The sequence below is a fragment of the Micromonospora sp. KLBMP9576 genome (assembly GCF_050941805.1).
Classification (GTDB): Bacteria; Actinomycetota; Actinomycetes; order Mycobacteriales; family Micromonosporaceae; genus Micromonospora.
This window is the reverse complement of sequence record NZ_CP194567.1, coordinates 701490-715226: the sequence shown is the minus strand read 5'-3', so window position 1 is coordinate 715226 and position 13737 is coordinate 701490. Positions and strand designations below refer to the sequence as shown.

At 63.9% G+C, this 13737-nt stretch carries 14 protein-coding genes; all 14 read left to right on the top strand.

Translation table 11 applies throughout. The features are described 5' to 3' along the window. Positions 1 to 575: 575 nt before the first annotated feature. The 14 genes from ACQ452_RS03360 to ACQ452_RS03295 all read left to right on the top strand — a co-directional run bounded on the left by ACQ452_RS03360 (position 576) and on the right by ACQ452_RS03295 (position 13704). Positions 576 to 1616, top strand: coding sequence for a hypothetical protein (locus ACQ452_RS03360; RefSeq protein ID WP_433389581.1), 1041 nt, complete (start codon positions 576 to 578; stop codon positions 1614 to 1616). Positions 1617 to 2394: 778 nt separating this feature from the next. Then, the gene (locus tag ACQ452_RS03355; protein WP_433389579.1) at positions 2395 to 2775 is read left to right on the top strand and encodes a CPCC family cysteine-rich protein; all 381 of its coding nucleotides are present in this window, start codon (positions 2395 to 2397) and stop codon (positions 2773 to 2775) included. A 111-nt stretch (positions 2776 to 2886) separates the two neighbouring features. Further along, on the top strand, positions 2887 to 3315 hold the full coding sequence (locus ACQ452_RS03350; RefSeq protein WP_433394500.1) for a hypothetical protein: 429 nt from the start codon (positions 2887 to 2889) through the stop codon (positions 3313 to 3315). Continuing rightward, positions 3249 to 3500 carry a hypothetical protein gene (locus ACQ452_RS03345; RefSeq protein WP_433389577.1) on the top strand — a complete coding sequence of 84 codons (252 nt, stop codon included), beginning with the start codon at positions 3249 to 3251 and terminating at the stop codon, positions 3498 to 3500. Before ACQ452_RS03350 ends, ACQ452_RS03345 begins: the two co-directional genes overlap by 67 nt. Before the next feature lie 222 nt (positions 3501 to 3722). Beyond that, complete coding sequence (locus ACQ452_RS03340) at positions 3723 to 4595, top strand: class I SAM-dependent methyltransferase (RefSeq protein WP_433389576.1); 873 nt, start codon at positions 3723 to 3725, stop codon at positions 4593 to 4595. A 41-nt stretch (positions 4596 to 4636) separates the two neighbouring features. After that, positions 4637 to 5365: a tyrosine-type recombinase/integrase gene (locus ACQ452_RS03335; RefSeq protein ID WP_433389574.1), complete on the top strand. Its 729-nt coding sequence runs from the start codon at positions 4637 to 4639 to the stop codon at positions 5363 to 5365. 524 nt (positions 5366 to 5889) lie between these two features. Beyond that, positions 5890 to 6150 carry a hypothetical protein gene (locus ACQ452_RS03330; RefSeq protein ID WP_433389572.1) on the top strand — a complete coding sequence of 87 codons (261 nt, stop codon included), beginning with the start codon at positions 5890 to 5892 and terminating at the stop codon, positions 6148 to 6150. A gap of 397 nt (positions 6151 to 6547) precedes the next feature. Further along, positions 6548 to 7063, top strand: coding sequence for a hypothetical protein (locus ACQ452_RS03325; RefSeq protein WP_433389570.1), 516 nt, complete (start codon positions 6548 to 6550; stop codon positions 7061 to 7063). 270 nt (positions 7064 to 7333) lie between these two features. Next, positions 7334 to 9109 (top strand): IS481 family transposase, encoded by a 1776-nt coding sequence (locus tag ACQ452_RS03320; protein WP_433393956.1) that lies wholly within the window; start codon positions 7334 to 7336, stop codon positions 9107 to 9109. Next, entirely contained in the window at positions 9106 to 9393 is a 288-nt protein-coding gene (locus ACQ452_RS03315; protein WP_433389568.1) for a DUF7660 family protein, read from the top strand. Before ACQ452_RS03320 ends, ACQ452_RS03315 begins: the two co-directional genes overlap by 4 nt. Positions 9394 to 9991: 598 nt before the next feature. Next, the gene (locus tag ACQ452_RS03310; protein WP_433389566.1) at positions 9992 to 10783 is read left to right on the top strand and encodes a nucleotidyltransferase domain-containing protein; all 792 of its coding nucleotides are present in this window, start codon (positions 9992 to 9994) and stop codon (positions 10781 to 10783) included. 11 nt (positions 10784 to 10794) lie between these two features. Then, the gene (locus ACQ452_RS03305) at positions 10795 to 11463 is read left to right on the top strand and encodes a metallophosphoesterase (RefSeq protein ID WP_433389564.1); all 669 of its coding nucleotides are present in this window, start codon (positions 10795 to 10797) and stop codon (positions 11461 to 11463) included. Then, a complete protein-coding gene (locus ACQ452_RS03300; RefSeq protein ID WP_433389562.1) occupies positions 11460 to 12578 on the top strand; it encodes a hypothetical protein in 1119 nt (372 codons plus the stop codon). The genes ACQ452_RS03305 and ACQ452_RS03300 overlap by 4 nt, the downstream gene beginning before the upstream one ends. Before the next feature lie 343 nt (positions 12579 to 12921). Further along, positions 12922 to 13704 (top strand): TIGR02391 family protein, encoded by a 783-nt coding sequence (locus ACQ452_RS03295; protein WP_433389560.1) that lies wholly within the window; start codon positions 12922 to 12924, stop codon positions 13702 to 13704. Positions 13705 to 13737: the final 33 nt, after the last annotated feature.

Sequence of the window (13737 nt, the reverse complement as noted above, 5' to 3'; positions counted from 1 at the left end):
ACTGGGTAGCGCTCGGCGGGTCTTCACCTGAGCAGGAAGACTGCTCACGGATGGACGACCCCGTGGGAGAAAGTGACCTGACGTAGCGTGGCGGCGATTCGCTGGGTCTCCGTGGACCCATGGGACGGCTACTACCGGGTCTCCCTACACACGGCACAAGACCCCGATGACGAGAACTTTCAGGACCTGCCAACCTGCGGCCCGTGAATCCAGCAGAAGAGGAGTACGTCGGAGAGGGGCGAGAGTTAGCACGCGTCGCCAACGAGGCAGCGGCCATCGAGCAAGCCGGGAGACCTACCGGCGCGAGTTCCGATCGCTGGGTGAACTCCGGCGTCGCGGATGAGGAGTACGCAGACCTTGTCCGTTCCCGACGCCCTCACAGCTAGGCGCGGCGCCGTCAGTTTGGAAGATCGTTCTCGACTGACCTGATCTGCCCGGATCGCCCGGTCAGCGGCGGTGCGCTGCCGGCATAGCTCGTCCTTTTCCCTGCCGTCTGCCTGGTCTGCGGCAAGCCGGGGCGGGTTGGCCCCGCGGTTGTTACTTCACATCGGTGCGAGCAGACGAGAGGATGCAGCATGCAGAAGAGCTGGCAGACTGTCGTTGGTGCGCTGTCGGGTGTCATCGGAGTGGTGGCCTGGGCGTTAGCCACAGCGATCTATCAGCCGTTCATGCAACCCGGTGGCACCTGGACCGACAGCAGCACCGGGCAGGTCTTTCCAGAGGTGGCGGGCAACAACACCTACTGGCCTCGGGACATCCGCCAGTTGGCGATCTTGCTGGCCTTCGGTGGAGTGATCCTGATCTGTCGCGCGAACGTTCGGGGCGTCGTGGCCGGCGCGATCGCCATGACCGGCTGGCTGGGCGTGGACATTTGGTTCGACCGGATCGACGTCGCCGGGGCCTCTGCCGTGCCTTGGCTCGCGGTCGGTGGTATCGCCATGTTCTCGGCAACCGCCGCCGTCGCTGTCCGGGTTTCGGCGGGTCAAGGTGGACCGCCTATCGCCCGGCATGTGTCCGCTGGCGTCATCGTGGTACTCGCGGCTGCCACGTTGCTGGTCACGACCCCCTGGGACGAGCCGGTCACCAACCCAGACCAGGTGCAGGTCGAGAACGCACTTTCGATGCTCAAGGCAGGACTGGTCGCGATGTTCATCGCTACGGCGATCGGCCTTGTCGCGGTTCAGCTCACCCGTGGCGGCACCCGCCGGGTGGCGGCTTTCATTGGCGTCGCCGCACTGGCCTCCTGGTTCGCTACGGCCAGTCCCGGGCCGCTCATGCCCTTCGGCCTGATCGGCATGCTCGTCGCAGCAATGCTCGCCGTGGTCGCAGCCCGAGAGGTCAACCCGATCCGGCTGCTTTCGGTCGCGATCGCCTGCTGTCTGGCTCAACTTCCGGCGATGATCGTCCTCTACATCGCCGGATCGGCGGTCGGCGGCGCAATGACCTCCCTGGCCGACAATCCACCGGTCAACGGGGCCGACACCGACCTTCCGATAGCCTTCACCGGCCTGGTCCTCGGCCTGCTGCTGGCCTCGATCAGTCACCTGATGACCCGGTCGGCAACTAGGCAGGCCAGCTCAAACCACGATTCCGACCTCTCGAGGAACCGCGCGTGAGCAGTCACTGACGACAAGCCGACGAAGCGCAGGGCCGTCAAGGGCACGAAGAGCGCGCGGCCGACACGTGAAACGGCCTCCCGGCTACCGCCCTGCCGCGAGAGACCGGAACTGCGGCTCGGCCTGACGCCAGATGCTGATGAACTCCAAGCGTGTAACGCTCAACCGCATCCGGCGGCAGCAGGTGCCCCGGCACCGGATGGCCCGCGACCACGAGCGCGTCGGCCACGGGTAGGCCGAGTCCAGCGGCGAGCGACTCTAGCTGCGGCGCGTCGTAGCCCCGGCCGTTGTGCAGGATATCGCGCAGAACCTCGGTCCGTGTCATGGCGATCACCGTACGACACTTCATCGCCACCGCTCTCCACAGTGTGGAACCGATTCACTTACAGCCTTGCCTCTGTTTACAAGTGCGTAGTCGCGGCGGCGGCCTCATCAGGCGGATCTTGGCGAGAACAGCCTGCCTGAGCTGGGAAAACGCCATCAAGATCAATCCGTGAAGTCCGTGGACAGCGACAAACGGCGACTCCGGGCGGCACACCACTGCACAGGTCAACCGATCGACGCGGACGCGCATCCGCAGGTCAGATGACGTTTCGGCTGATCTTCGAGGTGCCCCCGGCAGGATTCAGCGGCGACCTTGATCATTCCGCGCTTGTTCCGGATCTTGTCGCCAAGACTGCGGACCACGTCAGTCTCAAACTCTCCGGCCTCATGGCTCGGCCACGCTCGCGATGTAAATCACGGGACACCACCGCACTGGGAGCGGATGGTAGGCGGTGTGGAACTCACACTCCCCTGTCCGTGTTGCGGCTACCGGACGATGCAAGGAATGCCGGGCAGTTGCGACATCTGCCCGGTCTGCTGGTGGGAAGACGACATCCTCCAGCTACGTTGGCCACAGCTCGCCAGCGGTGCCAACAAGGTCTCACTCATCGAGGGCCAGCGGAACTTCGAACATACCGGTGCCTGCACCGAATTGCCGCTGGGCGTTGAGCTTGCCGACCCGGACGACTATGATCGCGAACCGCACTGGCGCCCGATCGACCTCGGTCGCGACACCTTCGAACCGACCCTCTGTCAACTCGCACCGTGGCCGGACGACCGGACCGTCTTGTACTGGTGGCGCTACCGTGACGCCGCCGCCTGGCGTAGGCGGTAACCAAAGCCCACGCCACGCCCCTTAGCCACTGTCGGAACGGCAGATACGAGCCGATGACCCCTTGACCCCCAGGCAACCAGCACCGCCACGTGAGCTGCTGTTCTTTGGCACTTGACCTGGAAACGCGGTCCGCCATCGTCCATGCTCGTCCGTTGGCGTCCGCTGCTCGCTTACGGCGGCCTTCGCATCGGCGAGGCTCTGCCGCTGCGCCGCCGTCACATCGATCTCACCAACGGCAGAGTGGTCATCACCGATGCAGTCAGCGAGCTGCCGGGCGGCCCTGTCATCGACACCCCGAAGAACCATCAGCGGCGGACACTGCTGGTGCCCGCGTTCGTCGCCGAGCTGGTCGGGGAACACCTCGCTACCCTCCCGGACGACCCCGACGCCTTCGCATTCCCTGGTCGGCAGACGCACACACCGCCCACCGGCAGCAGAGCTACTACGGCTTCCGACGTCGTTTCATTCAAGCCGTGGCCGCCGCCGGGCTCGCCGACGTCACTCCGCACGACCTACGCGCCACCCACGCAAGCTGGGTAGCTGACTCTCACGGCGTGCTCGTCGCCGCCCGACGGCTCGGACACGCCAACGCCAACGTCACCACCCGTCACTACGCCCGCGCCATCGACTCCCGCGACGCCGAGGTGGCTGCCCACCTGGACAACCTCGGTCGGACCGGATCGGGCACGCAACGGGCACGGAAGCGCCGAGAGGAAGAAAAATGATCGTTGATCAAGGGTCTGACCTGGTGCCCCCGGCAGGATTCGAACCTGCGACACGGTTTAGGAAGGCAGTTGCGCTGCAAGCTGCAATGGCACTCTGAGCAGCGGAAGCGTTGGTTGCCCGTCACCTACCATCCTTGATCGTTCCGCGCATAGTCCGGATCTTGGTCCGCTATCGCTGTGACGGGCCAGTGCGGTGCTCAGGGCCGGCGCTATCGTGACCCGATGACGACCGACAGGTGGGCACAGTGGCTGTTGACGCGCCGAGACGGCGGAAGCGCCACCCTGCGCGCCCGGCACGCCTCAGACCTGGCGTGGTTCCGCGACGGCGTCCTCGACCGAGCCGATCTGAAACCCGATGACGTTCTCCTCGACGTCGGATGCGGAACCGGCTTAATTGGGTTTGGTGCGCTCGACCGTCTCGGCCCGGACGGCCGTGTCATCTTCAGTGACGTGTCGCAGGACCTGCTTGACCAGTGCCGGCGGATCGCCGACGGCGATGAGCGGTGCAGCTTCGTACAGGCGCCGGCCGAGGACCTTGCCGGCGTTGCTGATGCCTCCGTCGACGTCGTCACCACCCGGTCGGTGCTCATCTACTCCGACCGCAAAGCCACGGCGTTCGCAGAGTTCTTACGAGTGCTGCGGCCAGGCGGAAGGCTCTCCCTCTTCGAGCCCATCAACCGCTTCGCGCGGCAGCACCGCCCCGACGACCTGTTCGGCTTGGGCGGCTCCCCGGTCGACGACCTGGTGGCCAAGGTCCGCAACGTGTACCGGGGACGCACAGAAGCGGCCGAGCAGCCGATGGTCGACTTCGACGAGCGCGACCTGATGACCTGGGCAGAGAGGTCGGGTTTCGAGGCGGTGGAGCTGGACTACCGCGCCCAGCTCGACGTACCCGCCGAGCCGATCAGCGACTGGGACGCGCTCAAGCGGGTCGCCCCCAACCCCCTGGTCCCGACGTATGGCGAAGCCATCGCCGCCGCACTGACCAACGACGAGCGCGAGCGCCTCGACGCGCACATGGCTGCCCTGACAGCGGCCAGGACGCCTACCCGCCGCACTACAGCCATAGCGTTCCTACGCGCGCTGCGGCCCTGAGGTCCAAGTCCGGGACTGTCCGCTCTTGCTCGCCGGTTTGGATGCCTGTCTGGCTGCTCGGGGAGCCCGGACGCCTCGTTTACAAGGCGCTTCCGGCAAGCGTCCCCGTGTCCGCTGACGGCCACTACGTCCGAGCTGAAGGGGAAATTCGTGCGAGCGCGTCCGGCCACGGCCTGGTCGCGTTCTTCGCCTGCCTGTACTTCGCCGCGCTCCGTCCGGCAGAGGCGTTGGCGCTGCGAGAGCAGGACTGCGACCTTCCCGAGACGGGATGGGGCCGGCTGACGCTGGCCAAGAGTCGACCCCAGGCGGGCAAGCGGTGGACCGACAGCGGCCAGGTCCATGACGACCGGGGGCTGAAGCACCGTGCCGAGGACGAGCCGCGCGGCGTGCCAATCCCACCCGCGCTCGTGGCGATCCTGCGCGCCCACATCGGACGGTTTGGCGTCGCCAAGGATGGCCGGCTATTCCAAAGTGAGCGGGGCAACGTCGTTGCGGCCTCAACGTACTCACGCGTGTGGGAAGAGGCACGTCGGCTAGCTTTGACGCCGCGCCAGGTCGACTCTCCGCTCGCTGGTCGGCCGTACGACCTGCGGCACGCCGCCGTGTCGCTGTGGCTCAACGCTGGCGTGCCGGCAACCGAGGTAGCCGACCGGGCCGGACACTCCGTGGACGTACTGCTGAAGGTCTACGCCAAGTGCATCGACGGCGCGGAGGCCACCGTCAACGACAGGATCTCTGAGGCTCTGACCAGGGTGGCGTGGCCCGTGTGATGGTCGCTGTTCCGGATCTTGCCTCGGTTGTGTCGGCTGACCTGGTCGGATGCCTTCAAGGTCATTCCACGCCCGTTCCGCGACCTACGACAAACGGCGGCTTCCGGTGGCCTACGGCTGCACATGTGTTCCAATTGAACGGCGTTTATATGGGCAGCTCAGGTGGCGTTTCGACCGCGTATTGAGGTGCCCCCGGCAGGATTCGAACCTGCGACACACGGTTTAGGAAGGCGACTGCGGCGGGTTGGCGAGCATGCCCTTGACCTGGACGTCCGCGTCGGTCATGCGCCGGACGAGTCAAGATCATTGCACGTACTCTGCACGGCCCCCGGTCCGGCGCCTTCGACTCCTGGGTCCGCCCGACCTGCCGTACCTGGATCCGTGAGCCAGCGATGGTCGTACCCGAGGTGGTCCCATCGGGAACGCATCCACTGCTGCTTCCGGGCAGAGGAGGTACGCCATAGGTACCTCAAGTTGTCGCTCAGCAGGTGCCGTCGCTCCGGAGCGACACAACCGGGTAACCCATGGCACAGGTCGGCGAGTTCGTTGATCTGCTTACGCCGCTTCAGCAAGGTCTCCAGCGACTCGTCGTCCACCGGAGCCGTGCAGAAGCGGATCTCCAGGAAGGCCAAGTGCAGGAGCTGCAAGACGGCCTGCTCTGTAACTACCTGCGGCGGCTCGACGATCGTCACTGGACGATTCTCTCCCGGGCTGCTGACGAGTCGACACGCGTGCAGTCGTCTTTCGGCAACCGCAGTTTGGAAGATCGTTTCCGGCTGACCTGATCTGTCCGGAACGCCTGGCCAGCGGTGTTGTCGTGCTGCCCGATCATGACCGCTACAGACCGTCTGGGACACCGGCTACTGGCACGTGGCTGGCACGGCGGCGCGGTGAGCGCGCGGCTGTCCGGCGGCGTACGGCTTACCGCCCCCGGCCTCTCGGGCCGGGGGCGGCTTGCCGTGTCGCCGGCTCGCCGCGCGCCTGGACCCAGGCATCCGATGGCAAGCCGCGTAGCGGCGCGGCAGCCGATCGCCCCACCCTCGACGGCGGCCGATCACCCCGCGATCGTCAAGGCCCTGTCGCTCTGCCACTTGGAAGGTCGGCGGATCAGCATGGCCCCGGCTATCCCTGCCACGGGCATGACCTGTCGTGGGAGGCGCATGCCTTGGTAGCGTGCCGGCCGTGCTGGACGAGCGTGTGCGGATCTACCGGTTCGAGCCCTACGCCGACCACCTGGCCGTCGTGCTCTCCGACGCAGAGGCGACCGAGGGTGTGTTTGACGGGGACACCTGGGACAAGGCCGATGAGGCGTGGCGGATTGCCGTAGAGCGTCACTGCGTCGTGATCGGCACAGCTCGCTATGACTACGTGCCGGTGAGGCTGGACATCTGGAGCGCCCCTCCTGTTTTCGATCCACTCGACGCCTATGACCATGTCGCGGAAGCCGACGTCGAGTTCCCGTCCGGGAAGCTGGCAGTCACGGGTGCTACGCAGCTTCCGGAGGAGGTGGAACCGATCCCTGTCCCGGCAGGGCGATACCGGGTGCGCGTGGGGTATGTCCCGACCGGGCAACGGCCGTCGAAGTTCTCTGAGACAGACCCGGGCGATCATCTGGAGTACCGGGTCACCATGTGGCCAACGGTTGAGGAGCGCGGGGTCCGGATTCTCAAGCAGGGCCAGTCGCCATGGGCCTACTGAGCGTCTGAACGGGGGAGGCCGGCGCGCCGGCCGATGCCGGCCGGAGGCCGCCAGCAGGCCGAGCGCGACCGGCCGCGCCGCGCTTGCGCGGCGCCTTGATCCTAAAGAGAGCGTTTCGGCAGCGTCACCGCCTTGGAGGCTGTCGTGTCCCGGGACATGCTTGACAGTCGCGTCCCACCAGATGCTTGACATGATCAAGAGCTGGCTTCTTCATCGCGTGGTGTTTGCGGGCATCACCGTGGTGGGAGGCCGGAATTGGCGCTGGTGGAGTTGTCGATCGTCGAACAGAGGTATCGGGCGGTGTTGGCGGTGCAGGCCGGTGATCCGGTGGTGGAGGTGGCAGCCCGTATGGGGGTGTCTCGCCAGACCGTTCATTCCTGGCTGGCCCGCTATGCCGAGGCGGGACTTGCTGGTCTGGAGGACCGGTCCCGTCGGCCGCAGAGGTGTGCTCATCAGGCGTCGCCGGAGGTGGAGGCGTTGGTGTGTGAACTGCGTCGGCATCATCCGCGGTGGGGTGCCCGGCGGATCGCCTTCGAGGTAGGCCGGCACGGGTGCCCGGAGCCGGTGCCGTCGCGGATGACGGTGTATCGGATCCTGGTCCGCCACGGGCTGATCGAGCCGGTCCCTCGCCGTCGGGGCCGGAAGGACTACCGGCGGTGGCAGCGGGCTCGACCGATGGAGTTGTGGCAGATGGACATCGTCGGCGGAGTGTTCCTCGCTGACGGGACGGAGGCGAAGGTCGTCACCGGAGTGGATGACCATTCCCGGTTCTGCGTCATCGCCCAAGTCGTGCGCAGGGCGACCGGCCGGGCGGTCTGTCTAGCCTTCGCCGACGGGCTGCGGCGCTTCGGGGTGCCCGAGGAAGTCCTGACCGACAACGGCAAGCAGTTCACCGACCGGTTCGGCAAGGGCGGGGAGGTGATGTTCGACCGGATCTGCCGGGAGAACGGCATCATCCACCGGCTGACCCAGCCGGCGTCGCCGACCACCACCGGGAAGGTGGAACGGTTCCACCAGACCCTACGCCGGGAGTTGTTGGACGGCGTGCCCGTGTGGCCGGACCTGGACACCGCCCAAGCCGCGATCGACGTGTTCCGCGACGAGTACAACACTGACCGACCCCACCAGTCTCTGGACATGGCCTTCCCCGCCGACCGGTTCACACCCGCCCTGACGGCGGAGCAGGTGGTGCCGGTGAAGCTACCGGCCAGACTCACCCAGCCGGTCGACCAGGCCCTCGTCTCACCGCCCCCGCCCGTCCCGGTTCCGGTGCAGGCAGTGCCGGGGGCGGTGGAGTTCGAGCGGGTCGTTCCCGCCTCGGGGAACATGCAGATCTGCGGGAAGCAGTTCTGGCTCGGCCCCGCCCGGTCCGGAGTGACGGTGACGTTCTGGGCCGACACCGACGTCATCCACCTCATGATCGCTGGCACCCGGATCAAGTCCGCGCGGTCACACCTGTCGGTCAACGACCTGGCCGCCCTGCACCGTGCCGGCGGCCGACCCGCCGGACCACCACCCCTGCCACCGGCACCAGCAGGGCGGCCCTCCGGGCCGGTGGAGGTCGACCGGACCGTGGGCGCCAACGGCTGCGTGTCACTGGGACAGCACCTGGTCCTGGCCGCCGAGATCCTTGCCGGCCGCCGCGTCGGGGTCCGCGTAGAGGAACACACCCTGGCCTTCTTCGACCTGGACACCCGCGAACTGCTGCGCACCCGCCCCAACCCACTGACCCCCGCCGAGGTGGCCCGACTGCGAAGCGCCCGTCCCGCCGGCCCACCACCACAACCGGCCACCGGACCGGTCCGGGTGCAGCGGCGGGCCTCCAACAGCGGCATGGTCATGGTCGTCGGCCAGAAGATCGCCCTCGGCCGTGTCCATGCCCACAAGACCCTCACCATCGACGTCACCGACACCGACCTGGCGATCCACTGCGACGACGGCACCCGCACCATCCGCCGCACCACCAACCAGCCGGTCCGCAACCTGAAAGCCAGCCGACCCCGGAAGATCGACTCCCACCACAGAACAGGCATGATGCACCCATGAGTAGCGGCTACGAGACCGGCAGATTCACCAACATCCGCCCCGACGAGGTCAACCACGTCACCACCCACACCGACGCCGCCGAGATCGTCGGCCGGATGCTCACCGACCTGCGCGCCCACCCCACCGAGTGGGAGAACCACACCCTCGAACGTTTCCTGGCAGCACTCCAGTCCTCGCTCAAAGCCCTCCCCGGCCTCTACCGCAACCGTGGAGACCACTTCCCCGACCCGCCAACCTGGAAGGAGTTCACCGAGGCCCTCATCATGGCCACCGGCCGCGAGTAGCCCCCACTCGAAGCAAGAGTCCTAGACCAACCGTCAAGCAACAGCTGGGACGGATCCGTCAAGCATCGGGTGGGACTAGACACACCGCCTTGGAGGCTGTCAGCCGACGGCTCCCGTGCTGGCTGAGTCCGTGAGGGACCCCAGCAGGGGATCCGGACACAAACTGTCGGTCGCTGGCGACCGGTCGCGACTCCCCTCGATGAGCAGGGCAAGCCTCATCAGTTGGCGTTCCGGACCGACCCAATCGAGGCTTCCGCTGCTCCTTGAGGCATAGCTGTCGGATGTCTCGCATACAAGTTCTGGGCGCTTATCCGGCGGAGTCCATCGGCGTCACTGGCCTCGAAGCACCATCCGGCATTGTTCACTACCGGGTAGCTCCGTCCGCACCGGCTGCTGTCACCGTTGCTGTCGACAGCCTCGCCCTGGGCAGGGTCAGTCCGGGCTGGTCGCGTCCACACTGCTGCCGTCGTCGAACCGTGATGGCGCGGTGTAGATGTCGGCAACCTGAGCTATGGTCACTGTGCTCGATCTCGTCACTTGGTCCGAGGCGTGCGGGCTACCTGATTGCGATCCTCGCTCAGATCGCTACGCTTCGGTTATGACCCTGCCGCGTGTGCCCTTGGGCCAGGCTCCCACCAGCAGCAGGCAACCGCGACAAGACGTCATCGCGCGCGCCTTGGCCGCCGTACGGGGCCCTTACATTGCCGTTGCGCTATACGGTAGCCAGGCGCGCGGCACGCAACGCATTGACAGTGATATCGACGTTCTGCAAGTAGTGCAAACGAGCCCCGGCAAGTACTCAGACGGAGACGTCAATGTAACCGCCTACAACGTCAACACGCTGAGGAAGATGTCGGCCCAGGGCAGCCTATTTATGCTTCACTTGCGCACCGACGGCTGCATTATTAGCGACCCTGAAGGCACGCTTGCGGATATTTTCGCCGGTTACCAACATCCCCCAAACTTCCAAAAGGCAATCTCGGAACTGGCTGCTGCCGCCAGGGCACTCACGGTTGAGGACGCCTCGCTCCATCAAGATGGGCTCCGGAAGCTCGGGATCTATGTTGCTCGGACCGCCTGTTACGCCGTCCTAGCCGAACGCGGCGAACCTGAGTTTGATCCAGATATTGTTGCGACGAAGCTGGGAATCCCTTCAGTAACGCGGGCACTCCGGATGCGTCTTGTGCCATCGCGCGCTGATGACCTAAGTGCCCTTTACCGGGCGATCAGTGACCTGTTAGGAGAGGTGCCTCCTGCAGAGACCACGCTCGACTCGCTGGCGGTCGCGCTCTTTCCCAATTTCCCCTATGCCTCGACGCTTATGGCGCAGGTGCTTGCCGGCCCGAATGAAGGGTTTGAATACACTGCCTTGGCTGCGCCGCCGATATGAGCTGGCCAGTCATGATTATCGGCGATGTGCACGGGTCGTACGACCAACTCGCAAGACTACTCGACTCGCAGTTCCCGCTCGGACGACATGTTGTCTTCATCGGAGATCTCATCGATCGCGGCCCCCGCAGCTCCAATGTTCTTGACCTCGTGATCCAGTTCGCCAGTGAGTGGCCTCAGGGCGCTTCAGTGCTTCGCGGCAATCACGAGCAGGCGCTTCTGGACTTCGTAGAGACTGGCGATGCGGCTAGGTTTTTGCGAAATGGAGGGGTATCGACCATTGCTAGCTATTACGTGCGTGTGCCGTCAAACGTAATTCAAGATTTCCGTGAGAACTTCCCAGAAGAACACCTTTCGTTGCTCAGAACGTCAATTACGCATCTTGAAACGAATGAAGTCCTGATCAGTCACATGGGATATGACCCTCAGCGACCGGACTCCAGAGACCTTCGGGCAATGGTGCTTGAACCCCACTATGAGCTATTTCGACATCCTGTGCCACCTCCGGTGCCGCTAACGGTATGTGGGCACTATGTTCAGACAGATGGGCGAGTCTTCGAGTCAGGCTCTCTTATCTGTGTCGATACGGGGTGTGGCGTCATCGAAGGTGCGCCCCTGAGCGCTGTTCTCCTTCCCGAGCGATTAATCGTGCAGTCGGACACCAAAGGCAGGGTCGAATGACAGAACCAGCGAAGCTACGGGAACTGCGAGGTGCCGTTCAGGCTGGGCGGGAGGTCATCTCCGTCCACTATGCCTGCGAGAGTTTGGCCGACGCCACGGATCACCCTGCAGCGATATCATGCATTGGTGTTGCGAGCTTGAATAACGGCACCCGCGAAGCCTTTTCTCTAGCCGACTTGCCGGCCACGATGGAACAGGTGGAACGGGAGATCGCGCTCCTCGACCGCTTCTACGATTACCTCATCGAGCATCGCGAGTCAGTGATAGTGCACTGGAATATGAATAGCTCCGTCTTCGGTTTCCCGGCACTTAATAAGCGCTACTGCTTCATTACCGGCAAGGATCATCCTCGGCATAAGCCATCCGAACATCTACTCTACGATCTTGACGACATTGTCGGGGAAATGTATGGCGATCAGTATGTGAAGCATCCCAAATTCTACAACCTCGCCTCGCTCAACCAGATCGGGCTTTTCTCCTACCTCTCGGGCAAGGATGAGGCAAGTCGTTTCAAGACTGGCGATTTCGGTGCCATCAGTAGTTCCGCTACCACAAAGGCTCGCGCCAATCTAGATATTCTACGTGCTCTTCTCTCGGGGCAGCTACGAACGCAAAAGAGTGCGGGTAGTATTGAATTTGCAGGGCAGCAAATAGATGCTGTTGACGCGGTTCTTGCGATTGGGCAGCGGATGCGTAACGCCGAGCGAGAACTCACGCGTAGGTATGGGACCCGAGAAACCCTTAGAATCGCAGATGAGTACGACGTTCAAGACCTTCTAAAGACTCTGTTCGCCCTCTTCTTCGATGACGTACGCCCGGAATCTTGGTCGCCGAACTATGCTGGCGGAGCGGCGCGTATAGACTTTCTCATTCCTGCATTTGAGCTGGCTATCGAGGTGAAGCGAGCGCGACCGAGTATGTCGGCGCGGGATCTTGCTGATGAGCTGATCGTGGATCGTGATCGCTATAAGGAGGAGCAACGCGCTAAGCATCTAATCTGCCTAGTCTTTGACTACGAGGGGCTTCTGTCCGGTCCCCGGGGGCTAGAAGCTGATCTCACGAGGGAATCTACGGTTGAAGGTCTGGCAGTAACGGTAAGGATCTTCGACCGGTGAGCCCATCCCGAGCTCTCATGGATTGTCAAGCTGGCACCTAATGGCAGGCAACCAGCTCGGGGTCGACTCGATCAACGCCATCCTTGCATGAGGAGGCGATCCCATCGCCGTCCACCGTTGTCCGTCCGAGTGCACCCCTTATCGGCACTCAGCCGTTCAGCCGTAAGCGCGGCCCTAGGCGGTGGCTGACAACCAGACCTCGCTGAGAGATCGAAGCGCAGGGCTGCTTGCTGTCGCCGAGGGGCGCAAACCCGAGAACCCTGATCTTCACCAAGAGTGGACCCAACGTACAGGCGCCACCCTGGCCATGCCGAGGAACTTGCGTATCGAGTAGCCTACGTTCGTGGATGTCGACTGGGGCGTTGAACAGCTGGAGCGATTCACTCAACTAATTAGCCTCCTTGATGATCTTCGTTTGGATTGGGCGAAAGTCCCTAGAAACTCTATCCAAGAAGTCAGTATTGAAAAGACCTTCAAGGAGACGCAGGAAATACTCCAAATGATGGACAGTGGCATCCGTGTCATCATTGCGGCCGCCGGGGAGTCATCCAACTATAACGTTGCAGTAAACCAAATTATTGAAAAAAATGGCTGGGAAGCGGCAAAGCGTCACGCCCTAATGGCTACCGGGCTGCTTACCCTCGGCGCTGAGGCGCGACGGCGGATGAAGCCAGACGCCCCCGAGTTAGCTGCCGATAATCTGCACCCCTGGGTTTGGGAGGCGGCACGCCCACTTTGGGAGTCGGGCAGTCAGAAAGAGGCAGTGAACGTTGCGTGTCGCTCCGTCAATGCGCGCTTACAGCAAAAGCTCGGTCGATCAAATTTGGGAGAAACCGCTCTTGTTCGAGAAGCCCTTACGCGCAACCCAGCCGAGCCTGGCAAGCCGCGGTTGCGCTTCCCGGGTGACCGCGATAGCGATACATGGAAGAGTCGACAAGACGGTTCCCGCGATTTCGGCGCTGGATGCTTTCTCGCGATCCGGAATCCTGTCGTTCACGATCACGGTGTAGAGCTAAGCGAACAGGAGGCTCTTGAGCAACTTGCCGCACTGAGCCTCCTCTCTCGTTGGATTGATATCTGCACTGTTGAATCAGCCGACGAGTCGGTTGAGAACGCCGCGCCCTAGCTACTTTCCTCACTTTCTGCCATCGACCCGCTC

What these genes read in the sequence shown, in the direction of transcription:
- ACQ452_RS03360 (WP_433389581.1), top strand. Translation starts at nt 576, where the DNA reads ATGCAGAAGAGCTGGCAGACTGTCGTTGGTGCGCTGTCGGGTGTCATC.
- ACQ452_RS03340 (WP_433389576.1), top strand. Translation starts at nt 3,723, where the DNA reads ATGACGACCGACAGGTGGGCACAGTGGCTGTTGACGCGCCGAGACGGC.
- ACQ452_RS03335 (WP_433389574.1), top strand. Translation starts at nt 4,637, where the DNA reads ATGCCTGTCTGGCTGCTCGGGGAGCCCGGACGCCTCGTTTACAAGGCG.
- ACQ452_RS03330 (WP_433389572.1), top strand. Translation starts at nt 5,890, where the DNA reads ATGGCACAGGTCGGCGAGTTCGTTGATCTGCTTACGCCGCTTCAGCAA.
- ACQ452_RS03315 (WP_433389568.1), top strand. Translation starts at nt 9,106, where the DNA reads ATGAGTAGCGGCTACGAGACCGGCAGATTCACCAACATCCGCCCCGAC.
- ACQ452_RS03310 (WP_433389566.1), top strand. Translation starts at nt 9,992, where the DNA reads ATGACCCTGCCGCGTGTGCCCTTGGGCCAGGCTCCCACCAGCAGCAGG.
- ACQ452_RS03305 (WP_433389564.1), top strand. Translation starts at nt 10,795, where the DNA reads ATGATTATCGGCGATGTGCACGGGTCGTACGACCAACTCGCAAGACTA.
- ACQ452_RS03300 (WP_433389562.1), top strand. Translation starts at nt 11,460, where the DNA reads ATGACAGAACCAGCGAAGCTACGGGAACTGCGAGGTGCCGTTCAGGCT.